Source organism: Candidatus Pseudothioglobus sp. Uisw_041, assembly GCF_048087625.1.
Classification (GTDB): Bacteria; Pseudomonadota; Gammaproteobacteria; order PS1; family Pseudothioglobaceae; genus Pseudothioglobus.
The window spans coordinates 672,465-697,393 of the sequence record NZ_CP159805.1 but is presented as its reverse complement, the minus strand read 5'-3'; the positions used below and the strand labels follow the sequence as shown (position 1 = coordinate 697,393).

The following is a 24,929-nucleotide window of genomic DNA, read 5'->3' as shown; positions in this document are numbered from 1 at the left end:
CCTCCTAATGCAGATTTGGTTGAGCGCCAACACCTTTCTCATCTATCATTGCGCCGCGTCTAAATCGATCAAGCTTATATGCCGTTGCTACCTCGTGCGATGAGTTTGTAGCAAGTAAGTGGGCATAACAGTAACCACTAGCAGGTGTTGCTTTAAAACCACCATAACACCAACCGCCATTAAAAAATAATTCATCAATTTCAGTGCTATCTATAAATGGTGAGCCGTCCATTGACATGTCCATAACCCCTCCCCACATTCTAAGCAATCTAGCTCGGCCAATCATCGGCATAATAGCCATGCCGCCAGAGCAAACATCTTCAACAACAGGCAGGTTTCCACGTTGAGCATAAGTGTTATAGCCATCAATATCACCACCAAAAACAAGACCGCCTTTGTCAGACTGAGAACAGTAAAAGTGCCCAGCACCAAAAGTAATTACATTATCTATTACTGGCTTAAGGCCTTCAGTTACAAAAGCTTGAAGAACATGACTTTCAATGGGTAGTTTAATTCCTGCTTTAGCCATTACTCTTCCAGATGAGCCTGCAACGCAAACTCCAACTCTTCCAGCTTTAATTTCACCTTTAGTTGTTTGAACGCCTAAACATTTACCATTTTCAATGTTAAAGCCTGTAACCTCACAGTTTTGAATAATATCCACTCCAAGATCACTAGCGCCTCTTGCGTATCCCCAAGCTACGGCATCATGACGAACAGTGCCTCCGCGAGGCTGAGCTAAAGCAGCTTTAATTGGGAATCTTGGGTTATCCATATCTAAAAATGGATACCTTTCTTTTACTTCTTTTGCTTCTATAAATTCACAGCCCGCATCAGCAAATAACATACCATTGCCTCTTCGAATAAATGCATCACGCTGAGCATCAGAATGGATTAAATTCATAATACCGCGCTGAGAAACCATTGCGTTATAGTTTAAATCTTGCTCAAGATTCTCCCAAAGCTTCAGTGAAAATTCATAAAAAGGCTCATTTCCAGGCAGTAAATAATTTGATCTAATAATGGTTGTATTTCTTCCCACATTACCACCGCCTATCCAGCCTTTTTCAACAACAGCAACATTGGTAATACCATGATTTTTTGCTAAATAGTAAGCAGTCGCTAAACCATGACCGCCTCCACCAACGATGACAACATCATACCCATCAGCTTTTGGCTCAGCATCACGCCAAGTTGGCTCCCAGCCTTTATGACCAGTTAGCGCTTCTTTGAGAACCTTAAAGCCAGAAAAAGGTGTTTTACTCACTTTTTAGCTCCAAGGATAAGGGCTATTAGAAACTGGGTGTAACTTGCCTGCTTGAAAGCGGCTAAACCTAAACGGCTCTAGAAGCTCTTGCTTTTCACCTAATAACTCTTCAGCAACTAAACAGCCAACACCAAGCATTTTATATCCATGATTACTATCTGCAATTATTGTTACATTTTCATTGTAAGTATCAATTACAGGGAAACTATCTGGAGTAAAGCAACCAATTCCGCCTGATGCCTCTTTATGATAATGAGGCATCATACCTTCAAATCTTTTATGACAATGCGCAAGAGCAGAAACCCACATTTCAGGGAAATCTTTACTTGCTGTAAACTCTTTACTTTCAGGGCCATATGGATCGATAGCAACTTCATTAACAGGTGTATCAACTGTATAAGGTGAAGCCCCTCCCTGGATGCCACCAAAGCTCCAATCAGGCTTGTAATAGATTCCCCATAGCTCATCCGTAATAAGTGAGCCATCTACAGTAGAATACAAAGGCGCATCAGTATCAATATGAAGAACTGGCGGAATCTTACCATCATTGGTTACTAAAGTTTCAGGATCAATTTCTAAGACACCCTCTTCTAACTGCCAAAAACGCCACATATCAATATCTTGATGAACCTCACCTTCAAGATCCTTTAATTCAATTTGAGACGGAAGGCCTAACATACGCCAAAAATCACGAACCCAAGGGCCAGCTCCAATAATTAAATTATCGCATGCAATTGTTCCTTTATCTGTCTCAACCGCAGTAACTCTTTGACCATTTCCCTCAGAAACAAAACCTGTTATCTCAGTTTCAAGAACAACAGTAACGCCTAAATCCAATACTTTTTTAGAAAGACCTTCCATCGCTTTAACATTATTTGCATAGCCACCTGGCTTTTCATGAAGAACTGAAGTAATTCCTTGCGCTTGCCAATCATCAAACATATTTAGCATGTAATCACGCGACTCTTCCTCACCCTCAATAAAAACACTTTCATAGCCAATTGCAGCTTGTTCAGCATGGATTTGCTTAACATCCTCACGCATTTTTTCGCATGAAATTTGCATATATCCGTTTGGATGATAACTAAAAGCATCTGGATCACTTTCCCAGATACTAACTGAATGGGCCATCAATTTTCTCATAGCAGGTTGAAAATAATTATTACGAACAACACCGCAAGCAATTCCAGTTGCTCCGGCTGCAATTCTATTTGCCTTATCAATTATGACAATACGACCATTAACTCCCTCTCCATTTGCAGTGAGTCGCTCAGCTAATCTCCATGCAGTTGATAATCCATGAATTCCTGCACCAGCAATAACATATTCGGCTTGACTTGGTAAAGACATACTAAAACTCCTTGTATTTTTTTGTTTATAGAAATGAAAGCTTAAATTTAAATAAAATCTAGTTTTTTAGTTATCATTATTATCTTTAAATTGAAAGCACTAAGTAGTTAAAAAATTCAAACTAAAGTGAAAATAATTCTATAGTTATACAAAAAATAATAATATACTTTATTTAAGTTTTGTTAATGTGCCAGAAATTAATAATATTTTAAATATATTTAGCTAATTATGCAATATAAGGCGCTAAATAGAGCTTGAAAAAACATGTATTAATAAGTATCAGTTATATTTAATTATGAATATTTGCTCTAATATAGTTAAAAAAGGTCTATTATGAAGGCTGCATATACAAAAAGAAAGTATACTTGGATTCAACATTTAGGAAACAACTATGTCTCGTAGATACTATAAATTACCGCCACTAACCTCTCTTGCAACCTTTGAGACTGCTGCTCGTCATAGAAGTTTTAAGGGTGCTGCTGAAGAACTTGGAGTTACTCCAGGTGCAGTTAGCCACCAAATTAAGTTTTTAGAAACCGAACTTGGTCTTTCGTTATTTGATAGGAAACACCATGGTAATAATTTAACCGATCACGGAGAATCTTTATTTGCTGTTCTTCAAAGTAGCTTTACAGCAATTTCTTCAACACTTGCAAATCTTAGGCGCTCTGCTACAGATAAAGAGGTAATTATTAGCGCTACTACTGCCATTTCTTTTCTTTGGCTCCCGCCTCATTTAGCAGAGTTTTGGAAACAACATCCAGAAATACCTGTTAATCAACATGTAACTGATAATCCTGATTCTCAAGGGATTGCTGTTGATTTAAAAATTTGCTATGGTTTTGTTGAGAATGAGTCAAATCAAAAGCACACTCTTTTTCAAGATGAACTTGTTCCAGTATGTAGCCCTAGTTTTGCCAAAGAATACCCAAATATTACTGTTGAAGATCTAGCGCAAGCGCCTCTCATTCATCTCAGAGCAAAAGATAAAAATTGGTCAAATTGGTTCTCTTGGTTTAATGCTCTTGGATACAAAGGAAAAATCTCACCAGGAACTCATGTCAATAATTATATGATTGCCCTTCAAGCTGCTTCTGATGGAATGGGAATAGTCTTAGGTTGGAAGCGTCTGTGTAAGCCTAAAATTGATAGTGGAGAGCTTGTTGTTCTGGGCGACACATCAATACCAGCGCCGTCGGCGATATATATTATGAGTGAAAAAGAAGATTTGCTCCCTGAAAATGTTAAAATTTTAAGAGATTTTCTAATTTCAAAATCATAAATTAATTGAAATATATTCAATTTTTTAGAGTAATTTTATTAAGAATAATTTCTTTACGCTGATAGTATCATAGCGTTTTTTACTTCAACTTTCTCTTCATGTCTATTCCACTTAGTAACTTAGACTCTGTCCTAACATCAACTGATAAAGCTAAAGGACTACCTAACGAGCACTATGTCAGTAATGCTGTATTTGAAGAAGAAAAAAAAGCAATTTTGTTTGACAATTGGTCAGCAATTGGCACTGGTAGTGATATACCAAATCCAGGCGATATAAAGCCACTGAACTTTGTTGGAATGCCTTTGATGTTGGTTCGCAACTCAAGTGGAGATATTAATGTATTTCAAAATACTTGTCGCCATAGAGGAATGATATTAATTGATCAGCCAACAAACATAAAAGGAGTGATAAGCTGTCCATATCATAGCTGGTGTTACAATCTTGATGGTGATTTGTGTGCAACACCCATGGTTGGAGGTACAGATATAAATACTCATGATTCTATTAAAAATGAAGAGCTTAGTCTCTTTAAAATTCGATCTGCGGTCTGGCAAGATGTTATCTTTGTGAATATTTCTAATTCTTCTAAGGAGTTTAATGAATACGCCTCAAAAGCAATGGCGAGATGGTCTGAGTTTGAAAAACCCCTTCATCATGGAGGTGAGAGCTCTTCATTCAAACTTAATCTAGATACTAACTGGAAGCTAGCAGTTGAAAACTATTGTGAAAGCTACCATCTTCCTTGGGTCCACCCTGAGCTTAATGTTACTTCAAGCATAGAAGATCACTATCATATTGAGGAGATGGGTCATTTCTCTGGGCAAGGCTCTCATGTCTATAACCAAATGAAAAGTGATGATGGCAACATATTTCCAGATTTTGAAAATTTGTCAGATGAGTGGGATACGAAAAGTGAATACATAGCCTTGTATCCAAACGTACTTTTGGGAATCCATAGAGATCACTTCTACTCAATAATTATAGAGCCGATCTCTACAAATAAAACAATTGAGCATGTCTCACTTTATTATGCAAAAAATCCTTCTGAAATGCCAGAACTAAAAAAACTTATAGACTCTAATGCCTCATTTTGGAAAACTGTATTTAAAGAGGATGTTGGAGTTGTAGAAGGAATGCAGCGCGGAAGAAGTGGATTAATGTTTGATGGCGGAAAATTCTCACCAGTAATGGACAGCGCTACCCATTGCTTTCATCAGTGGGTAGCTAAACTTTTAAAAGACTTTAGGGAAAAACAGTAAGCTAATTTATAACCTTGCTTTGTAGGCTGTTAAAGTATTCTCAAGCAAAACTGCAATAGTCATTGGACCAACACCTCCAGGAACAGGAGAGATAGCAGAGGCTATTCCTTTGACGGCTTCATAATCCACATCACCCGTCAGAGATCCATCTTCAAGTCTATTAATACCAACATCGATAATAACGGCGCCTTCTTTTATCCAGTCAGCATTAACTAAGTTTGCAACTCCAGCAGCGGCAACAATAACATCTGCTGACTTAGTTTTAAGCTTAATATCTTTTGTTTCCTTGTGGCAAACTTGAACTGTAGCACCAGCATTAAGAAGCTCCATTGCCATTGGCCTTCCAACAATATTTGAAGCGCCGATGATTACGCAATCCTTACCCCTTAAGTCACACTTGATAGAGGCTAACATTTTCATAACGCCTCTTGGAGTGCAAGGACTAATGAACGGTTTTTTTAAACTTAACTTGCCAATATTTTCACTACTAAAGCCGTCAACATCTTTTTCGGGAATAATCGACTCAATTATGACATTTGCATCAATGTGAGCCGGCAAAGGAAGCTGAACCAAGATGCCATCAATATTATTATTTTCATTCAGCCTTTTAACTTCAGATAATAACTCCTCTTGAGTAATATTTGATGATTTATGAATTTGGTCTGAATAAAACCCAACCTGGACGCAAGCTTTAGATTTATTTCTTACATAGACCTTAGAAGCTTCATCATCACCAACTAAAATGACTGCTAGTCCGGGAGGTCTAGAATACTGCTTAACCTCATTAGCAATATTTTTTCTAAGATTTTCAGCAAGAACTCTGCCATCTATAATCTTCATCTTAACAACTCTCCAGATTTTATAAATACAAAAGTAATATTATCGTGGCAAACAACATTTAAATTAGTAATTAATTTCAATTAGGTTTGAATTTTAAAAAAGAGTCTTTAAATCACCTTAGATTAGTTTTAATCTATGCCCAGTAATTTTCTTCTTTGTGTTGCCCATGTTTGAATAAGATGATCGACAGCAAGTCCAATAAAAGCAACACATAAACCTAGCAACAAGCCATTACCAATACCCTGTTTATCAGATAAAGCTTTCAATATAAATTGTCCTAAATCATCAGTTCCAATCATTGCACCAATGATGACCATAAATAGGGCAAAAACAACAGTTTGATTAAGGCCCAACATGATGTGAGGTAATGCAAGAGGCATTTCTATTTTAAGCCATCTCTGCATCCGATTAACGCCAGACATTGAGCCAGCATCTTGAAGTGCTTGAGGAACGCTTGTGAGGCCCTCTACTGTGTATCGAGTTGCTGGAATAGTCGCATACACAATTACAGCAATTAGTACAGAGGTGTCTGTAACACCAAAAAGCATAATAACTGGTATCAAGTAGATAAACGAAGGAAAGGTTTGAAAGGTATCACAAACCAACAAAATAATCTTACTTGCAATCTTGTTTCTGGCACAAAGAGAGCCAACGGTTATTCCAATTAAACCAGATACAATAACGCCAAAACTTGCCATATAGGCTGTAATAAGAGCTCTCTCCCACCATTGTAAAAGAGCAATAACCAGTAAAAAACCACCAACGACCAGCGCAGACCTTATCCCACCAATAATATAGCCAACGCCCATGACGAGTGTAAAGGTCGCTATGACTGGCATCGAGAGGTAAGCCGTCTTCATTGGAATAAGGACATCCTGAATTAACCAAGTGTTAAACCCCTGCAATGAAAAGAAAAAAGTATCCCAAATCCAGTCAACACCTGACTGCCAAAAAAGTTGAGATGTGTAACCCTTGTTGTGTGGAATCATATAAAGATAATTGATTCCGTCCCTAAACAAAAACGTTCCAAGATATGCCAACAAAGTTCCAACGAAAAGAATGGCAGCAAAAGATACCGCATACTTATGTCTTTCAATGAAAGGTAGGTCAGCAAAATAATCAGTTTGCTTATTAGCCCATGCCAGAGAAAGTTTATCTAAAAATACCGCAATAAGGACAATACAAATACCAAGCTCTAAAGCTTGGCCTATTTTTAGCTGATTTAGTGCAAGAAGTAAATTAAAACCTAAACCTTTTGCGCCAATAAATGAAGCAATTACTGCCATCGCTAGGCACTGCATAATTACCTGGTTTACGCCAATCAGAATATCTCTTCTAGCTGAAGGAATTAAAACTTTAGACATCAGTTGAAAGTTATTACAGCCACTCATCATCCCCGCATCAATAACTTCAGGAGAAACCTTTTTTAAGCCAAGAAGTGTCAGTCTGATCATCGGCGGCGTTGCAAATATAATAGTTGCTATAGCGCCTGCATGATCGCCTACACCAAAGAAAACCATGACTGGAACAAGGTAAGAGAAATGGGGCATTGTCTGTGCTACGTTTAGCAGAGGCATTAAGACTGTTTCAGTAGTTTTACTCTTATAGGCCCAAACACCCAGACTAAGACCTAAAATAAAAGATATTGGAGCAGCAACTAGAACAAATGAGAGCGTTTCCATGGCAGGCTCCCACTGACCAAAAACACTGATATATATAGTAGAAAAAGCAGCCAATATTGCCAAACCTCTTCCACTTAAAAAATAGCCAATCATAATCGCTGAGGCGGACACAACAGTCCAAGGAAGTCCGGGCCAAACTGCCCACTCATTCGCATCAGACCACTCCCAGCTTGTAAAGGCAACAATTGTTTTAATTCCACCCAATAAGATCTCACGAATAAACTCAATAGCAAAAAGAATAGAGCGAGAAAAACCTCTAGTTATCTCCTTAACCATTGCAGATTCGTCATAATCTTCAATATCTGGATCGTAAATTTCAACCGGCCACCATTCGTACATTACAAATTCTGCAGAATCATTAATGATTTGGTTCATTGTCCAAAAACTACTTGTGGTGATGTCACCAAAAAACCAATTCAATAGTGTTGGTAGGATTAGAAAGCCAACAATAATTCCGGCAGGTATATAAACAAATAACTTTGTCCAGTTTTGTTTAAACCAGACAATTGGAAGATCTCTAGTTTCTTTAGTAGTAAAAAGAAAGTTTCTAAATAGCAAGCCAAGAATAGTTAAGAGAGCTATGAGTTTAAATACTATTGAAGTATCAGTAACTGGGTTAAAGAAGTTTAATTCTGGAAGTCTTACTAATTGGGGTGGGAGCTGACCACTTAGAATCATTCTAAATGACTCCGATAAACCAACTACGGCATCAATTTCTCCAGAATTAACTTTATTAGCAAAACCATCACGCAGCAAAATAATATCGTGATATTCTCCCGTCATAGACATGAGAATAAAAAAAACAATTAAAACAATGCCAAATTGAAGTAGTTTAGGATTATTTTTAAGAAATTCCATAGTCAGTTTATCTAAGTATTATGATTTAGAGCGATCACCAAAAAGGACATGAATAATAGTAGAGCAATTTAAAACGCCAACTATATTATTATTTTCATCCAATACAGCTACCGGCTTTTGTTCACTAAGCACTGCTTCCGCAACAGTTTCAATAATTGCGTCTTTAGAAACCTGAAGTTCACTCAACTCTTCATCAGAGCTGCCAACAGGATCCATGACTGACTCAATCTTTAGAACTTTTTCTCTAGGAACTTCTTCAGTAAACTTACGAACATACTCAGTTGCTGGATTAAGAACAATATTAGCTGGGGTATCTAACTGCTCAATAATGCCATCTTTCATAATTGCGATTCGATCAGCGAGTCTTAATGCTTCATCGAAGTCATGAGTAACAAATAGAATTGTTTTGTTTAATACACCTTGTAATCTCAAAAATTCATCTTGCATTTCTTTTCGAATTAATGGGTCCAGGGCAGAGAATGGCTCATCTAAAAACCAAATATCTGGTTCAACCGCTAATGAGCGAGCAATTCCAACTCTTTGTTGCTGACCACCTGAGAGCTCTCTAGGAAAGTAATTTTCACGGCCTGTCAGACCAACAAGTTCAACCATTTCCATTGCTCTTTTCATACTATCGTTAGTACTACTTCCTTTAACTTGTAAGGGAAATGCAATGTTTTCTAGTACGGTTTTATGGGGTAGTAGTGCAAAGCTTTGAAAAACCATTCCCATTTTATTTCTTCTAAGTTCGATAAGCTCTTTAGAATTAAGTGCAAGAAGATCCTCTCCATCAATATATATATTTCCAGCTGTTGTATCTGTTAGCCTAGAAATACATCTAAGTAGTGTTGATTTTCCAGAACCTGAAAGACCCATTACAACCAGCATCTCACCTTCATACACTTCAAATGAAGCACTATTCACACCAACTACGCAGCCAGCATCCTGGAATTCTTGAGCATCAACCTTACCGTTGGCTTCTTGCAATAATTTTTTTGCATTATCACCGAAAATTTTATAGACCGAGTCACACTTGATGACAGGTTGTTTGCTTTGAATGGTAGTTCCTTTAGGTGTCATATAAAAATTCCAAAATTGATTTAAATCTTATAACTGTAGTATACAAAAAATATCTTCTGTCTGAAAGTTATTAGTGAGTAATTCTATCTAAAGTTTTTCAAGGGCATAATAAAACTCCCCTAGCTGAGAAAGCCCAGGGGAGATATTTAAAACATTAACAAACTCCTTAAAAAATTAAGAAGTCTAAGCTATAGAAGCCTTATTTAAATGCTGAAACAACATCCTGATTAGCAGCAAGCCATGCAGATGCAGCATCTTGATGGCTCATGCCATCAACGTCAACAAGTGCGGCCATTTGACCAATATGAGTTGTTGAGAAAGACATCTTTGTGAAAGCTGTATAAGCAGCTGGATGTGTCTTAGGGAACTTATAGTTAGCAGCTTTTTTCAACCAACCTTTAGGAGATCCACAAGCACCATCACCACCATCAACTGTTCTACAACCATCATAGTACTCAGGGAATTCAATGAATGCAAATCCATCAGCATCTGTAAAGTTTGGAGTCCAGTTAAAGACGATTGTTCCACGGCCTTCTTTTTTAGCAGCAGCTAAATCAGCCCATAGTGCATCTGCACCACCAGCAAACTTAACCATATAGTCATCACCAAGACCTAACGCAGCTATACGCTCTGGCATAAGGTTACCATGCCAACTTTGTGGTCCTTCTAACCAACGACCTTTACCACCTGAGTCTGCAGTAACAAAGACATCTTTACAGTCTTTAAGTGCTTCCCAGTTTGGAAGTCCTGGACATAGGTTTTCGTCCACAACCCATTGTGGAACACCCATTTCTTCAAGAGTCATTGCTTCATGATTACCTGCATCGACAATTCCACCTTTCTCCATTGCGTTATAAAAAGATGCGCCAAATGCAGACTGCCATACCTCGTGTGAAATAGTTACGTCTCCATTACGAATAGCTTCATAAACAGCTTGAGAATCAGCTGGAACATATTCAACATTGTTGCCCATGCTTTCAAAAATACCACCAATAACATAAGCCATTACAACTTGACTTGACCAGTTATGTGTTGGAATGACAATTGGCTTCGAAGAGTCAGCTGCAAGAGCCTGACCTGAGACAGAAGCTAAAGTCATCGTTAAAGCAGCAGCAGCCACCTTACTTGTAAACTTATTCATTTATTTCTCCTTTTATTGTTTAATCAAATCTATTTAAGAAAATTATAAAAAAATCTCAAAAAATTCAACTTTAAAATGATTTTTTTAACAAATACTGCCATAAAAACCATACTTACAGCTTTAGACTTAATTACTAATCTAAAGCATTCTTTTGCCTGAAAATAACTACATTCTTACTCGAGTCTTTTCAGGGTCATAAAACGGAAAACGTATAATTTTTGCTGATATACGCTTTTGGTGTCCATCTAATTTTCCTACCTCAACTTCATTACCAATTTCTGACTCTGATACTGAAATTCTACAAAGTGCAATGTTCTTCTTTAAAATCGGAGAGCGTGTCGCACTTGTAATTATTCCAATTTGTTGTTTCCCAATATACACCCCATCACCATGAAGTGCAAGCTCATTTGAACCTAATTCTAACCCAACCAGAACTCTCTGGGGAGAATTCTTACGAAGAATTAATGATTCCTTACCAGAAAAATTTTCCTCTTTTGTCTTCAATGGAACCGTAAACGCAATACCCGCTTCAAATGGGTCTGTTTGATCACAGAATTCATAGCCTGCAAAAATTAAACCTGCCTCTATTCTTAGCATATCAAGAGCATTCAATCCTAAAGGACATATACTAAATTCTTTACCTGCGTCTGCAATAGCATCCCAAACGGCTTCACAATCATTAGGGTGTGCAAACACTTCATAACCTAGCTCACCGGAGTATCCAGTTCTTGATACCATGACGGGTATTCCAAACTCACCACCAATTCTACCAATCGTAAATCGAAACCACTTAAGGTCAACAAGATTTGTATGTAGTTTTGGCGTCCAAATAATTTTTTCTAGAGTTTCACGGCTCTTTGGACCTTGAACGGCGACATTATGAAGCTGATCTGTAGATGATTTAACGCGGACATCAAATCCTTTTTCATCTGCAATTTTTCGAAGCAGCTTACCACCATCGTCAGAGCCACCAATCCAACGAAAGTTATTTTCATCCATACGGAATAGCGTTCCATCATCAACCATACAGCCATTGTCATAGCACATGGCAGAATACACGACCTGTCCAATTGCAAGTTTTCGAACATCTTTGGTAATTGCATATTGCATTAAAGCTTCAGCATCTTGGCCATAAACTTCAAACTTCCTAAGAGGGGCAAGGTCTATCATTGCGACGCCTTCACGGCACTGCCAATATTCTTTAATGGCGCCTAAATTATCGTACTCAAGTGGCAGCCAATAGCCATTATAGTTATCAAAGTTCTTAGTTAATTTAGAGGTATTTTTATGAAAACCAGTTTCTTTAGTCATAGTCGGTATTGATTGTGGGTCAGGCCTAAAAGCCGTCGCCGATGGGAAAGTATTAGATTTGTCATAAATCCTAACATGTATGTCCGTTGGATTCCATCCATTAGAGGAGGTTGTGTCATCTGGGCACGCTGAAGACACGCACACAAGGTCATCAACTGCTCTAAATAATACATAATCGCCAGGCCTAGACCACGAAACATCTGAGGTTAGTGAATGACACTCTTCAATTGCCGTATTAAAAAAGAGATTAACAGCCGCCCAATTTTTTCGAGGCGAAACTCCATGCTGTGAAAGTGATTTATTAAAATTATCAGTACAACTAATATGACCAGGGAATCCCCTGTCATCATAATATTTTGCGTTGCATGCAAGGCCAAAAGTGTCATGCCTACATACAGTGTCTTGAATTACTTCTACTAGCGGCACTGAGTTTTGATTATAAAATTTATCGTGGGTTCCAGGAGCTGGATAACTCGCCATCATCTGAGACCGTGTCACAGTTGGGTCAAGACACAACTCTAAACTGTTATTTAAATCTTCCTGTAAAAATGCTTGAAAATCAGAGCATTGCTGGCCTTCAACATCAATAACCTGAATATACTCTCCAGCCTTTACCTTGTAGGCAACTGCACTACTATGATTGACCCTAATCTCCTTTGAGGTCTTAGCTAAAGGTTCTGGAAGACGCTCAGATGGGATTGTTGGATTTGAGCGAGACACATTAATCAAAATTTCAGTGGGAGAATTCTGCTTATCTACTGTCATTGGTCCACCTTTAGCATCAAATACGCATAAGGCATCATTTTTAATATTGAAAGATTGGCGAGAATCAGCAGGATTAGAGGATGAGAAAAGTTCAGCGCCCGTTAGAGATTTAGATTTTATCTTGTTCTGTTTTAGAATTGCTTTGAGCATATCTGAGCAATCATCAGAATTAACTTCGTGGGTTTTATTTGTGGGTTTTGTAACCCAGTTTAACGAGGGCAATACAGATGAACTTTTAGAATCAAAAGCCAAAACACTACACTGCTGATCTCCCTCTACATCAACTATTTCTACTGAATCACCACTCTTTAAGTCAATTGATATTGCCTCACCTCCAAGTATTTGGTAGGTTTCAAAATCTCCATCATATTTAATATTAGAAACTCTCATTTAGTAGACTAATTTAACAGATAGTTTGAGTATACATAGAATAATTTATAGGTCAATTTGAAAATATTCAAGCACCAATGAAATAAATTAAAAAATAGAAAGGTAGTTTATACGGCACTCCAGGGGGTGGAATGCCGACAAACTAAGGAGTTAAGATTTTGAGCTTTACTCTAAACTAACCCCTTTTGAAATCACTTACAGTAGTTAGAATTTACGGTAAGCATTATTTAGGTCAACCATCGGATGATTTTCTGACATTTGAAACTTAACCAATAATTCACGAGCAATCATATCTCGCTCTTGCTGGTTATTTGGAAGTTTTATATTGTCCGGAATAGTGACCCAACCATTAATATTTCTATCAAAAACAGCAGCTTGATCGCCCTCATAACCCATATGAATATCTTCTAACCAGTTAAGATCTTTCCAGCCCATTTTTTCAATATATTTTTGTAAAAAAGGGGTTATAAACTTAAGATCAGGAACAAGGTTTACATCATATCTATAACCGATATGCTGTCCAATCATTTGCTCGCGATCGGTATCTAAGCCATCAGCACCAACTTCAAATGTTTCTTCATTTTTACTCATAATAACTCCTTATCTTAAAAACGTGTCATATCAGGACGGCCAACCGTGTGCTGTGAACCTGCAATAGGAACTTGTGCACAAGCTGAAGCCTCCATAGTAAGCGCAGCTAAATCTTCTGGCTCTAATGAGTGTATATTTGTCTTGCCACATGCACGAGCCATCATTTGTGTCTCGATTGCTAGTGTATGTAAGAAGTTGTATACACGCTCTGATGCTTCATCCGGATCTAGACGCTTTCTAAGCTCAGGATCTTGAGTTGCCACACCAACCGGACAGCGCCCAGTATGACAGTGATAACATTCACCGGCTTTAACGCCCATTTCAGCTTCAAAATCAGCCTCAGGAATATCTCTATTACAGTTAAGTGCCATAAGCGATGAGTGGCCAATCGCAACCGCGTCAGCACCAAGTGCAACCGCTTTAGCAACGTCACCACCATTTCGAATACCGCCAGCATAAACTAAAGAAATTCTGCCGCTCATTCCAACATCATCAATTGCTCTTCGAGCTTGGCGAATTGCAGCAATTCCTGGAATTCCAGTTTCTTCTGTTGCAATATGTGGTCCAGCAGCAGTACCGCCTTCCATACCATCAATATAAATACTATCACAACCAGTTTTAGCAGCCATTCTTACATCATCGTATACACGCGCTGCACCAAGTTTTAGCTGAATTGGAATCTGACCATCTGTCGCTTCACGAATTTCTTCAATTTTAAGCGCCAAATCATCTGGCCCAAGCCAGTCTGGATGTCTCGCAGGAGAGCGCTGATCAATACCAGCAGGTAAAGAACGCATTTCAGCAACTTGGTCTGTAACTTTTTGACCCATTAGGTGTCCACCTAATCCAACCTTACAACCTTGGCCAATAAAAAACTCAACACTATCAGCTAGACGTAAATGTTGTGGATTAAAGCCATAACGAGACTGGATGCACTGATAAAACCATTTACTTGAGTAGCGCCTCTCATCTGGAATCATTCCACCTTCACCAGAACAAGTTGCTGTTCCTGCCATCGTAGCGCCGCGAGCTAGAGCAGTTTTAGCCTCATAACTCAACGCACCAAAACTCATTCCTGTAATATAAATTGGAATGTCGAGCTCTAGTGGTCTTGGAGCCTCTGGCCCAATAATTGTTTTAGTTAAACATTTTTCTCTATAACCCTCAATAACAAAACGGGTTAATGTTCCTGGCATAAATGTTAAGTCGTCCCATGTTGGAATTTTTTTAAATAGAGAGAATCCTCTCATTCTATATCTTCCCAAATCAGACTTAATGTGAATATCATCCATCACTGCTTTAGGGAAGATAAAACTTTTACCTAGTCTATGTTTTTCCGAATCACTCATAATATTTCCTTTTGTTTAATTTGTTAAAAGCACTATTAAAGAATTAGTTTTTTCTCATTAGGCTCTAAGTTAGCGTAGTTCCATAGCATTTTTCCAGAAACGTGCTTCTGCATTTTCTCAACGCCTCTAGGACTCTTCATTCCATAAAGGGCTAATTTCTCTGTTAAGTAGCGAACGTCAAGCTCTGTCATATCAGCCTGCACGCAGTCAACTCCAAGTTCTTCAACTTCACCACCAACATAAATGGTGCCGTCATACATTGAGTCACCTAAGTTCATTCCAGCATCACCCAAAACAATCATACGACCACGCTGCATCATGAATCCAGAAAACGCGCCTGTCTTACCGCCAACAATAATTGTGCCGCCCTTCTGATCAATACCAGTACGAGCGCCAACACTGCCTTTACAGACAAGGTCGCCTCCACGAATAGCAGCGCCAAAAGTTGAGCCAGCATTTTTATCAATAACAACAGTTCCAGCCATCATATTTTCTGCGCATGACCAACCAACACGACCTTTAATATGAACATTAGGTCCATCAATCAAGCCGCAACCAAAATAGCCTAAGCTATCTGAGAAAGTTAAGTTAAGTCTGTTTAAGATGCCAACGCCAACGCCATGCCTTGACATAGGGTTATCAACAGTAATGTCACCAATACCTTTTTCCATTAATTCTCTGATTTCACGATTAATCTCTCTTGGCGTCATTTCAAGTGCATCAATCGTAGCAGTCTTGCTAGTATCAACATCAAATGAGTGAAAATATGTTAAATTTTCACTTTCATCAACAGAGAAGAATTTTTTCTGAGTTCTTCCTTTTAATTGCTCATCGTGAAGTCCCATTTCTTGGGACGTTTCCTTCCTTAGTTCTGCCATACTTTTACCTCTCCGTGATATGGGTCAAATGTATCAATACGATGATCAAATAGAGTTCTAATTGCAACCTCTTCAGAAGCTAACGCAATCATATCTTCGCCTTCGTATACAACCATTGGTTTAGCAGCCATAACATCCTTGGCCATACCAAGTTGATCTTTTGTTGCAACCAAATAAGTGAAAACGCCATCAAGGTAGTCTATTGAGCCTTTCATAGCAGTTTCTAAATCGTCACCTTGACTCATTCTGTCTGCAAGATAAACAGCAATGAGTTCTGAGTCACAGTTCGATGAAAAACGGTGGCCAGAGCGCTCAAGTGAGCGTCTATTTGTCCAGTAGTTTGTGAGCTGTCCATTATGAACAACTGCAACGTCACTAAAAGGATAAGCCCAATAAGGGTGGGCTGAGCGAATATCTACGTCAGACTCTGTCGCCATTCTGGTGTGTCCAATTCCGTGAGTGCCATTAAAGTCATTTAAGCCATACTGGTTAGAAACAACCGATGCATCTCCTAAGTCTTTAACTAACTCAAGTGAGTTACCAATAGATAAAATCTCAACACCTTCAACATCTTCGACAAAGTCGGCAACTTTTTTCATGTCACCTGAAAACTCTACCTCATAACGATGGGCATACTCAGTTGGACTCTCTTTCTTAACAACCTTAACGCCTAATTCAGTAAGTCTTGAGTTGACTGTCTCCAAGCGATCTTTGATAGTAGCATGAATATCATAGCTACCTTCCAGATCAGCAGCTTCAGCAACTTTGAATCTTAATATTTGATTTCCATTGTCTTTACCGTACATTGCATATCCAGTTGAGTCTGGACCTCTATGCTTTAAAGCCTGAAGCATTGATGTCATCTGCTGACCAATGTTTACGCCTTTTCCAGCTTTTTTATGAATAATTCCTGCTATTCCGCACATAAAATAATCTCCCTTTTCCCGAAAAATTGCCCACCGTTAAGTGGGCATTCTAAAACAACCTTAAGAAAACTTAACCCTATGGCAAGCAGTCTATATAAGTCTCTAAATCCCAATCTGTAACTGTGGCATTAAATCTTTCCCATTCATCTTTCTTATAATGATGAAAAACTTTATACATTTCTTTTGGCATCGATGATTTAATTACCTCATCATTTTCTAACTCATTTAATGCTTCACCTAAAGACATAGGAAGCTTCTTAACTTGCTTTCCTGCCTCCATAGCTGCATAAATATTGCGCTCTTCAGGCTCACCTGCATCAAGGTTATTATCAATACCGTCACCCATCGCTTTTAATAGCGCTGATCCCATTAAGTAAGGATTAACCATTGAGTCAACTGAGCGGTATTCAAAGCGCCCTGGCGCAGAAACGCGTAGTGCGCATGTACGGTTTTGATAACCCCAATCTGCAAAAATTGGCGCCCAAAAGCCAGTATCCCAAAGACGGCGATAAGAATTCACTGTAGAAGATCCAATTGAAGTTAGCGCTGGTAAATGTTTAATAACACCACCGATTGACTGAAGGCCGATTGGACCAGGCATCTTTTCATCGATTGAAGGGTCCGGCATAAATGTATTCTTGCCGCCCTCTTTATACATAAAGTTCCCTGGCATTCCTGGAAGCTCTCCTTCGCCAGCAATTTCTGGATGGAATACATCTTTGCCGCCTTCCCATAAAGACATATTATGGTGACAGCCTGATGCAGATACTCCCATAAAAGGCTTACTCATAAAGCATGCAATCAAACCAAACTCACGAGCAACTTGCGCACAAATTTGGCGATAAGTCGTCAAGCGGTCGGCATTTCTTAATACGTCATCAAACTGGGTATTAAGCTCTAATTGACCCGGCGCATCTTCGTGGTCCCCTTGAATAATATCAAGACCCATTTGCTCTGAATATTCAATAACTTTCATAAACACAGGGCGTAACTCTTCAAACTGATCAATGTGGTAACAGTTCGGCTTTGTTACTCCGCCGTTTGGCTGGCCATCTTCACCGCGCTTAAGCCACATCATTTCTGGCTCAGTGCCGCAGCGCATGTCTAAACCATACTGGTCTTGGAATTCTTTGTGTTGTCTATATAAGTTACCACGACAATCTGATGTTAATGCTTCACCTGGATTTTCACGCTCTTCACGGTTTCTATAAAGTCTACAAAAAACGCGCGCTACTCTTTTGTCCCATGGAAGCTGACAAAATGTGTCAGGATCTGGAAGACCTACAAGCTCAGAAGACTCAGGGCCGTAACCAATATAGTCTCCATGACGATCTACGAATAAGTTGGCTGTCGAGCCATAAACTAGTTGAAATCCTTTTTCAGCTAATCTCTCCCAATGGCGGGCAGGAATACCTTTACCTACAATGCGGCCTGTAACTGAAACAAATTGATAATATACATATGTAACGCCCAATGCTTCGATCTTAGCCTTGACTTCTTTTACAAGTTTGTCGCGACCGGGCTCGTTAACGTGCTGTTCTAAATCTGTCATTTAATCTCTCCGAAAAAATAAAAAAAATCTCTATTAAAGATTTACCCCCTATGCATGCTTTTATTTTGATTCGTAAGATATAAACCAAAACAGAAACACTAATGAATTTGCTGCCGTTTTAGTAATAGAGGTCAAATAAATTACTATATAAATGACTCTTTTTGACTCCAAATAGATGGAGAAACAGCAAATTAAAGTTTGAGTATACGCCTAAAGATATTCCATTGTCAAGAAATTTTATTGATTTTAAAGAAATATAATAAAGCGTTGATTTTCTTCTAAATAATTACAGAAAAACAAGAAAAAAGTTTTAATTTAGAGAGGGTTTAGGGAAGGATAATTTTAGAAAAAGAAAGTTTAAATTATTAAAACTTAAAGCCAACCTAATCAGAATTATTTGAGCAAATAACCGTTAGAAACTGGCACTCATCACTAATGATTTTTTTAGGGCCGTGAGGTTTGTCAGAGTCAAAGTATATCGAGTCACCCTTCTGGAAGTGGTATATCTCAGTTCCATAGTAATAATCCATTTTACCTTTGAGCATATAAATAAATTCAACCCCTTTATGCTGAAAGTCAGGAAAATCATAATCTCTTGAAGTTACCGTAATAAGGCAAGGCTCTACCTTAAGAGAGCCGCTGACGTTGTGACCGAGCAATTGGTAGTGCCTACTCTCATCTGATCCTGCCCTCTCAATTGTTAAACCATTGCCTGACTTAATAAAGGTTGGCTCTACGTCCTTGTCATGCTGTTTAAATAGTGACGTAATTGAAATATTAAGTGCATGACAGATCAGCTGAATTGTTTTTAAGGAAGCGCTAATTTGACCATTCTCAATTTTTGAGAGCATGCTTGCAGATAAGAGTGACTGCTTTGAGAGTTGCTGCAAAGTAACGCCAGCATTTTTTCGAGAGATTCTGACTTGCTTTCCAATCGAAGCCTCTAGTTGCTTATCGGTTCCAAAACTAGGAAGATTTTTGTTTACTATGGAGACGCTTTGTGCTTTTTGCGCAGTATTTTTAATTGAAGCCATGAATTAATAATTTACTTAGAATAAATAAAATTACACTATAAAGAAAATTATCTTATCACAAAAACAACTAATTAATTAAATGAATTGTTGCTTTTAAGACCTTGAGCGTCTGCTCCTGCGCTCTTTAGTAGGCTTTGAGTCGTCACCTTTAAAGATAGCTCTGGAGCCATCCGACATAACTCCAACTCGCTTTTCAATTTCAGCTAAAGTTGGAGGTAAGGTTACTTGATGCTGGTCCATTGCTTTACGCATTGCCCTTACATGGGCATACGTTGTTCCGCAGCAGCCACCGATAATTTTTGCGCCAGAGTTCATAGCAATTTGAACGTAATCAGCCATTAGTTTCTCTGTTCCAGAATAAAGAATTTTCCCATCATGAAACTGAGGAATGCCGCAGTTTGCTTTTGAAATTACAACCGTACCTGACTCAACATTTCGAGATATGTCATTAATTGTTGCTAACAAGTCTGGCGCCCCAACGCCGCAATTTGCCCCAAACCCTGCAAGGTTAAACTCTTTTGATCTAAGCGCAAGATTTGCAGGAGTAATGCCCATCATTGTCTTACCTGCAGTATCAAAACTCATAGTCGCGCAGACTGGTAAGCCAATATCTTTAACGGCATCAAGAGCAGCCTCCAACTCTTCCATTGAGTACATAGTTTCTAGCCATAAAACGTCAACGCCTCCTTCAGCGAGACCTTCAGCTTGGGCTTTAAAAGCCTCAGTCGCCTCAGCAGAGGTCATTAAGCCGTGAGGCTCAATCATTTCACCTGTTGGCCCCATTGACCCTGCAACAATGACTAACCGGTCTGCACGATCGGCAACCTCTCTTGCAACAGTTCCAGCAGCTTTATTTAATTCAAATACTCTGCTTTCAAGATTGTGAAGTTTGAGCCGAAAAGAAGTGCCACCAAAACTATTGGTTAAAAATAAGTCAGAGCCGGCATCAACAAAGCCTTGATGAAGGGAGCGGATTCTGTCTCTATAATCTAAATTCCAAGGCTCAGGTGGGTCTCCAGTCTCTAGCCCCATTTCAAATAAGTTTGTACCCGTTGCGCCATCTGCCAGGATATGATCTTTGTCTTGTAGAATTTTTAAAAAATTATTCATTAGGCTAGTTAGAAGAATTATTAATGATAGTTCTTCAAGAATTTTAATTCGGATTAACCAATGCCTTAAATAATTTCAATTTTAACAAATTCAATCTAGATTTATCATCATTCTTATAACAATATTCTATTAATAGCTCATCCAGTAGAAAAATATTTTTAATATAAACTAGAATTCATTTTGAATTCTAAAATTTATTGCAAGAATAGTAATTATTTATTTTAATAATTAACTACTCACAAACCCTATTCTCTATATAATTTCAAGTTAAATATTTAAGTCACAAATTGTGAATATTTTGATGTCAAAGCAAGTGCCAAATTGCATACTATTAATTAGTAATATAACTGACCTTGTTCAGTCAAAAATAAATTTAAATCTCCCCCTCTTCCATCACTTAATTCTTCCAAATAATGAATAATAATTCTACCTCACATGATGATGTGATTAACCGCTTTATTGATTATGGTGAAAACAATTTTGAATCAACCTCCAATACTAAAGTTGTCAGTCAAAGTGCTGCTCAGCTTGGAGTTCTTCGTTTAATTTATGCCTTTCGATTTTCAGGTCACCTTAGAGCAGGGCTAGACCCTTTGCAACGACCTAGGCATCACTCAACGCCTCCATTCACTCTTGAAGAGTTCGGCTTAAGTGATTCTGACCTTGATAAGACTTTTGATATGGGCTCATACCAAGGCCCAAACTGCAGCACCTTGAGAGATCTTTTTACTTCTCTTAATAAAACTTATTGCAGCAGTCTCGGTGTTGAGTATATGAACATTCCCAACCTTGAAGAGAGAAAGTGGGTTCAAACTAAAATTGAAACCATGTCTCTTGAAAAAGAAAATTCAGCGGACTATAAAAAATGGTTACTTCAAAGGCTAACTGCGGCCGAAGTGTTCGAAAAATTTCTACATAATAAGTATGTCGGTCAAAAACGCTTCTCTTTAGAGGGGAGTGACACCTTAGTGCCACTATTAAACGTTTTAATTGAGCACTCAGGAGAGCACTCAATGAAAAGGATATGCCTAGGCATGGCCCATAGAGGACGCCTTAATGTACTAATTAATATTATGGGTAAGAGGGCTGAAAGCTTATTTAAAGAGTTCGCGGGAGAGCTTGGACTTGGAAAGAATCAAACAGGTGACGTTAAATATCACCAAGGTTTTTCATCAGACATTAAAACGAGCAAAGAAGATGTGCATCTTGCGCTCATGTTTAACCCTTCTCACCTTGAATTAGTGAACCCAGTGATTGAGGGCTATGCGCGCTATCACCAGGATAAGATTGAGGATGCTGAGCGTCAACAAATTCTCCCCGTGCTTATCCACGGAGATGCCGCTTTTTCTGGCCAAGGAATCGTGATGGAGACTTTAAATATGTCTCAGTCAAGAGGCTACAGAACGATGGGCACGGTTCATATTATTATCAACAATCAGATTGGCTTTACCACCTCCAAGCAGGATGACGCAAGGTCAACAGATTATTGTACTGACGTTGTCAAGATGATTAATGCGCCAGTATTTCATGTGAACGCTGAAGATCCAGAAATGGTTAGCTTTATAACCAAGTTGGCGCTCGATTACCGAATGAGGTATAAAAAAGATGTGGTTATCGACTTGATGTGCTATCGAAGACATGGCCACAACGAGGCCGATGAGCCAGCAGTGACTCAGCCCTTGATGTATGAGGCAATTCGAAAGAAACCGACTACGCGCGCAAACTATGCGACCACTCTAATGAAGCAAGGCGTCGTTGAGCAAAAAGAAGTTGATGCAATGATCAGCGATTACCGTCAAGAACTAAAAGAGGGCGAGAGGGTTGCTTACAATATTATTCAGCCCAAAGATAAAAACAAGAGAGCCTGGGAAATGCTATGGGAAGATTACTTTGATGCTACTTGGCTCGACCCTTACGAGTCCGCTATCAGTAAAAAGCAAATTAAAGACTTAAACAAAAAACTTCAAAAAGTCCCGAGTCACTTTGAGATTCACCCTCGCGTTAAGAAGATGATGTCCGAAAGACAAAAGATGGCTGATGGGAAAATTAATGCGGATTGGGGTTTTGCTGAAACTCTAGCCTACGCAAGTCTTACTGATTTTGGAACGCCAATTCGCCTTACAGGTCAGGACACTGGAAGAGGAACATTTTTTCATCGTAACGCAGTGCTTCACAATCAACTAGCAAATGAAGACTACACGCCGCTACAAAACATTAGTGACAAGCAAGGAAGAGTTCAAATATTTGACTCAATTCTATCTGAAGAGGCGGCCCTTGGGTTTGAGTATGGTTACGCCACTGCGAACCCTGAGTCACTGGTTATTTGGGAAGCTCAGTTTGGCGACTTCGTTAATGGCGCTCAAGCGATTATTGATCAATTTATTGCCTCAGCCGAGGCCAAATGGGGGCGCCTATCTAACCTAGTTATGCTTCTCCCTCATGGACTTGAAGGTCAAGGGCCTGAGCACTCATCTGCAAGGCTTGAGCGCTTCCTTCAGCTTTGTGCGAGTCACAATATGCAGGTCTGCGTGCCGTCAACCGCGTCGCAAATATTTCATTTGATGAGACGTCAAATACTAAGAAAATTTAGAGCACCTCTAATTATTATGTCGCCAAAAAGTCTTTTAAGGAATCCTCTGGCGGCTTCACCACTGCATAAGTTTACTGAAGGCAAATTTAGAGATGTTTACGAAGAGCAATACGACAATATCAAGCCTAAGAAAGTTGACCGCGTTATTATGTGTAGCGGCAAACTATTTTATGAATTATTAACGCGCCGCCAAGATGAGCAGCTTAATAACGTTGCAATATTGAGACTTGAGCAGCTCTACCCATTCCCAGAAGAGCAGCTTATCAAAGAGCTTGAAAAGTTTACAAATGCAAAGGATATAGTTTGGTGCCAAGAAGAGCCAATTAATCAGGGCGCGTGGTACTCTTCCAGGCACAACTTTATGCAAAGCATTGTTAAAGGACAAACACTTCATGTCGTTGCGAGAGACCTTTACTCGGCTCCTGCAGAGGGTAGCATAAGGCAGCACAACATTAACCAAAGCTATATCATTGAGAAAGCGTTAGGTATTCAAACTATGGGTACTGCTAGGAGCATTAAAAAATGAAAGAAGTAAAAGTACCGGTCCTCCCTGAATCTATAAACGAAGCGACAGTCGCTTTATGGCATAAAAAGCCTGGAGACTATGTTGAGGTTGATGACGTAATCGTTGAAATTGAAACAGACAAAGTTGTTTTAGAGGTTCCTGCTGAAGAGGCAGGCATTCTCACTGAAATCTTAGCGGAGGAAGGTGAAACGGTTAACGCTCAGCAGGTTCTTGCTCTTTTAGATGATGACGCTGAAATGACGGCTGAAAAAACTGAAGCGCCTAAAGAGATAATTAAAGAAGCTCCAATAGAGGAAGCAATAGAGCCTCCAGTTGAAGCGAATGAAGAGCCTCCTGAAATAAACCTTCAGGAGAATGTTCAAGAGGAGCCTATTAGCTCTCCTGAGCCAAGCGTATCTAAGCCAACGAGTAATCGAATGGAAGAAAGAGTTCCAATGAACCGCATTCGCAAAACAATAGCCAAAAGACTTCACTCTGCGACTCAAAATACAGCCATGCTGACAACGTTTAATGAAGTTGATATGACTGAGATACTGGCTATGAGAAAAAGCTACAAAGAGGCTTTTGAAAAGAAGTACTCCGTTAAATTGGGTTTTATGTCGTTCTTTGTTAAAGCGGCAGTTGAGTCACTTAAAAAATTCCCAACAGTAAACGCATACCTTGATGGCGATGACATTGTCTATCACGCATACTGCGACGTTTCAGTAGCTGTCTCTTCAGATCGAGGGCTGGTTGTTCCTGTGCTTCGTGATGCTCATAAGATGGGAATGCACGACATCGAGAAAGGCATCGTTGATTACGCAGTTAGAGCTCAGGACGGAACCCTGGGAATTGAAGAGATGAGCGGCGGAACTTTCACTATATCCAATGGCGGCGTCTTTGGCTCGTTAATGTCAACACCAATCTTGAATTCACCTCAGAGCGCAATCCTTGGAATGCATAAAACGCAAGAGCGCGCAGTCGTTGTTAACGGCGAAATAGTCATCAGGCCGATGATGTATCTTGCGCTCTCCTATGACCATAGAATTATTGATGGCAAAGAGGCGGTTCAGTTTTTGATCTCAATCAAAGACGCCTTAGAGGATCCAGCCAGGCTATTACTAAAAGTATAAAGAGCTAGCTATTTCAGATAAAAAAAAGGGCGGTAT

The 24,929-nt window shown here is 39.0% G+C and carries 18 protein-coding genes; 4 read left to right on the top strand and 14 right to left on the bottom strand.

Going from position 1 to position 24,929, the window contains the following annotated elements:
• Nucleotides 1-4 precede the first annotated feature (4 nt).
• Together ABXT44_RS03535 and ABXT44_RS03530 are read right to left on the bottom strand one after the other, a co-directional pair.
• Nucleotides 5-1,267, bottom strand: a complete 1,263-nt coding sequence (locus ABXT44_RS03535) for a sarcosine oxidase subunit beta family protein (RefSeq protein ID WP_416688143.1) — start codon at nt 1,265-1,267, stop codon at nt 5-7.
• Nucleotides 1,268-1,270: 3 nt separating this feature from the next.
• Nucleotides 1,271-2,617 (bottom strand): NAD(P)/FAD-dependent oxidoreductase, encoded by a 1,347-nt coding sequence (locus ABXT44_RS03530; RefSeq protein WP_416688141.1) that lies wholly within the window; start codon nt 2,615-2,617, stop codon nt 1,271-1,273.
• A gap of 391 nt (nt 2,618-3,008) precedes the next feature.
• Here ABXT44_RS03530 and ABXT44_RS03525 point away from each other — a divergent pair, with 391 nt between their 5' ends.
• Together ABXT44_RS03525 and ABXT44_RS03520 are read left to right on the top strand one after the other, a co-directional pair.
• On the top strand, nt 3,009-3,899 hold the full coding sequence (locus tag ABXT44_RS03525; protein ID WP_416653235.1) for a LysR substrate-binding domain-containing protein: 891 nt from the start codon (nt 3,009-3,011) through the stop codon (nt 3,897-3,899).
• Between the two features lie 98 nt (nt 3,900-3,997).
• Nucleotides 3,998-5,158 (top strand): aromatic ring-hydroxylating oxygenase subunit alpha, encoded by a 1,161-nt coding sequence (locus tag ABXT44_RS03520; RefSeq protein WP_416688140.1) that lies wholly within the window; start codon nt 3,998-4,000, stop codon nt 5,156-5,158.
• A gap of 6 nt (nt 5,159-5,164) precedes the next feature.
• On the opposite strand, the gene folD is transcribed toward ABXT44_RS03520, so the two are convergent.
• The 12 genes from folD to bmt all read right to left on the bottom strand — a co-directional run bounded on the left by folD (nt 5,165) and on the right by bmt (nt 20,665).
• Nucleotides 5,165-5,998: a bifunctional methylenetetrahydrofolate dehydrogenase/methenyltetrahydrofolate cyclohydrolase FolD gene (folD, locus tag ABXT44_RS03515; protein ID WP_416688138.1), complete on the bottom strand. Its 834-nt coding sequence runs from the start codon at nt 5,996-5,998 to the stop codon at nt 5,165-5,167.
• 128 nt (nt 5,999-6,126) lie between these two features.
• Nucleotides 6,127-8,538, bottom strand: a complete 2,412-nt coding sequence (locus ABXT44_RS03510) for an ABC transporter permease (RefSeq protein WP_416688137.1) — start codon at nt 8,536-8,538, stop codon at nt 6,127-6,129.
• An 18-nt stretch (nt 8,539-8,556) separates the two neighbouring features.
• Entirely contained in the window at nt 8,557-9,618 is a 1,062-nt protein-coding gene (locus tag ABXT44_RS03505) for a quaternary amine ABC transporter ATP-binding protein (RefSeq protein WP_416688135.1), read from the bottom strand.
• Nucleotides 9,619-9,817: 199 nt separating this feature from the next.
• Entirely contained in the window at nt 9,818-10,759 is a 942-nt protein-coding gene (locus tag ABXT44_RS03500) for an ABC transporter substrate-binding protein (protein ID WP_416653225.1), read from the bottom strand.
• A gap of 165 nt (nt 10,760-10,924) precedes the next feature.
• Complete coding sequence (locus ABXT44_RS03495) at nt 10,925-13,225, bottom strand: DUF1989 domain-containing protein (protein ID WP_416688134.1); 2,301 nt, start codon at nt 13,223-13,225, stop codon at nt 10,925-10,927.
• A gap of 204 nt (nt 13,226-13,429) precedes the next feature.
• Nucleotides 13,430-13,816 carry a hypothetical protein gene (locus ABXT44_RS03490; protein ID WP_416653220.1) on the bottom strand — a complete coding sequence of 129 codons (387 nt, stop codon included), beginning with the start codon at nt 13,814-13,816 and terminating at the stop codon, nt 13,430-13,432.
• Nucleotides 13,817-13,830: 14 nt separating this feature from the next.
• A complete protein-coding gene (locus tag ABXT44_RS03485) occupies nt 13,831-15,165 on the bottom strand; it encodes an FMN-binding glutamate synthase family protein (protein WP_416653217.1) in 1,335 nt (444 codons plus the stop codon).
• A gap of 35 nt (nt 15,166-15,200) precedes the next feature.
• Nucleotides 15,201-16,043, bottom strand: coding sequence for a GXGXG motif-containing protein (locus ABXT44_RS03480; RefSeq protein WP_416653214.1), 843 nt, complete (start codon nt 16,041-16,043; stop codon nt 15,201-15,203).
• Nucleotides 16,031-16,969: a glutamine amidotransferase gene (locus tag ABXT44_RS03475; RefSeq protein WP_416688132.1), complete on the bottom strand. Its 939-nt coding sequence runs from the start codon at nt 16,967-16,969 to the stop codon at nt 16,031-16,033. Before ABXT44_RS03475 ends, ABXT44_RS03480 begins: the two co-directional genes overlap by 13 nt.
• 76 nt (nt 16,970-17,045) lie before the next feature.
• On the bottom strand, nt 17,046-18,521 hold the full coding sequence (locus ABXT44_RS03470) for a glutamine synthetase family protein (RefSeq protein ID WP_416688130.1): 1,476 nt from the start codon (nt 18,519-18,521) through the stop codon (nt 17,046-17,048).
• 383 nt (nt 18,522-18,904) lie between these two features.
• Entirely contained in the window at nt 18,905-19,555 is a 651-nt protein-coding gene (locus ABXT44_RS03465) for a helix-turn-helix domain-containing protein (protein WP_416688128.1), read from the bottom strand.
• Nucleotides 19,556-19,648: 93 nt separating this feature from the next.
• Nucleotides 19,649-20,665, bottom strand: coding sequence for a betaine--homocysteine S-methyltransferase (bmt, locus tag ABXT44_RS03460; RefSeq protein ID WP_416688126.1), 1,017 nt, complete (start codon nt 20,663-20,665; stop codon nt 19,649-19,651).
• A gap of 413 nt (nt 20,666-21,078) precedes the next feature.
• On the opposite strand from bmt, the gene ABXT44_RS03455 reads away from it, so the two are divergent.
• Both ABXT44_RS03455 and sucB read left to right on the top strand, forming a co-directional pair.
• The gene (locus tag ABXT44_RS03455; protein WP_416688124.1) at nt 21,079-23,781 is read left to right on the top strand and encodes a 2-oxoglutarate dehydrogenase E1 component; all 2,703 of its coding nucleotides are present in this window, start codon (nt 21,079-21,081) and stop codon (nt 23,779-23,781) included.
• Complete coding sequence (gene sucB, locus ABXT44_RS03450; protein WP_416688122.1) at nt 23,778-24,893, top strand: dihydrolipoyllysine-residue succinyltransferase; 1,116 nt, start codon at nt 23,778-23,780, stop codon at nt 24,891-24,893. The genes ABXT44_RS03455 and sucB overlap by 4 nt, the downstream gene beginning before the upstream one ends.
• Nucleotides 24,894-24,929: the final 36 nt, after the last annotated feature.

Bases quoted from the DNA above. Each gene is read 5' to 3' on its own strand.
- ABXT44_RS03530 (WP_416688141.1), bottom strand. From the start codon at position 2,617: ATGTCTTTACCAAGTCAAGCCGAATATGTTATTGCTGGTGCAGGAATT.
- ABXT44_RS03525 (WP_416653235.1), top strand. From the start codon at position 3,009: ATGTCTCGTAGATACTATAAATTACCGCCACTAACCTCTCTTGCAACC.
- ABXT44_RS03520 (WP_416688140.1), top strand. From the start codon at position 3,998: ATGTCTATTCCACTTAGTAACTTAGACTCTGTCCTAACATCAACTGAT.
- folD (WP_416688138.1), bottom strand. From the start codon at position 5,998: ATGAAGATTATAGATGGCAGAGTTCTTGCTGAAAATCTTAGAAAAAAT.
- ABXT44_RS03510 (WP_416688137.1), bottom strand. From the start codon at position 8,538: ATGGAATTTCTTAAAAATAATCCTAAACTACTTCAATTTGGCATTGTT.
- ABXT44_RS03505 (WP_416688135.1), bottom strand. From the start codon at position 9,618: ATGACACCTAAAGGAACTACCATTCAAAGCAAACAACCTGTCATCAAG.
- ABXT44_RS03500 (WP_416653225.1), bottom strand. From the start codon at position 10,759: ATGAATAAGTTTACAAGTAAGGTGGCTGCTGCTGCTTTAACGATGACT.
- ABXT44_RS03495 (WP_416688134.1), bottom strand. From the start codon at position 13,225: ATGAGAGTTTCTAATATTAAATATGATGGAGATTTTGAAACCTACCAA.
- ABXT44_RS03490 (WP_416653220.1), bottom strand. From the start codon at position 13,816: ATGAGTAAAAATGAAGAAACATTTGAAGTTGGTGCTGATGGCTTAGAT.
- ABXT44_RS03485 (WP_416653217.1), bottom strand. From the start codon at position 15,165: ATGAGTGATTCGGAAAAACATAGACTAGGTAAAAGTTTTATCTTCCCT.
- ABXT44_RS03480 (WP_416653214.1), bottom strand. From the start codon at position 16,043: ATGGCAGAACTAAGGAAGGAAACGTCCCAAGAAATGGGACTTCACGAT.
- ABXT44_RS03475 (WP_416688132.1), bottom strand. From the start codon at position 16,969: ATGTGCGGAATAGCAGGAATTATTCATAAAAAAGCTGGAAAAGGCGTA.
- ABXT44_RS03470 (WP_416688130.1), bottom strand. From the start codon at position 18,521: ATGACAGATTTAGAACAGCACGTTAACGAGCCCGGTCGCGACAAACTT.
- ABXT44_RS03465 (WP_416688128.1), bottom strand. From the start codon at position 19,555: ATGGCTTCAATTAAAAATACTGCGCAAAAAGCACAAAGCGTCTCCATA.
- bmt (WP_416688126.1), bottom strand. From the start codon at position 20,665: ATGAATAATTTTTTAAAAATTCTACAAGACAAAGATCATATCCTGGCA.
- ABXT44_RS03455 (WP_416688124.1), top strand. From the start codon at position 21,079: ATGAATAATAATTCTACCTCACATGATGATGTGATTAACCGCTTTATT.
- sucB (WP_416688122.1), top strand. From the start codon at position 23,778: ATGAAAGAAGTAAAAGTACCGGTCCTCCCTGAATCTATAAACGAAGCG.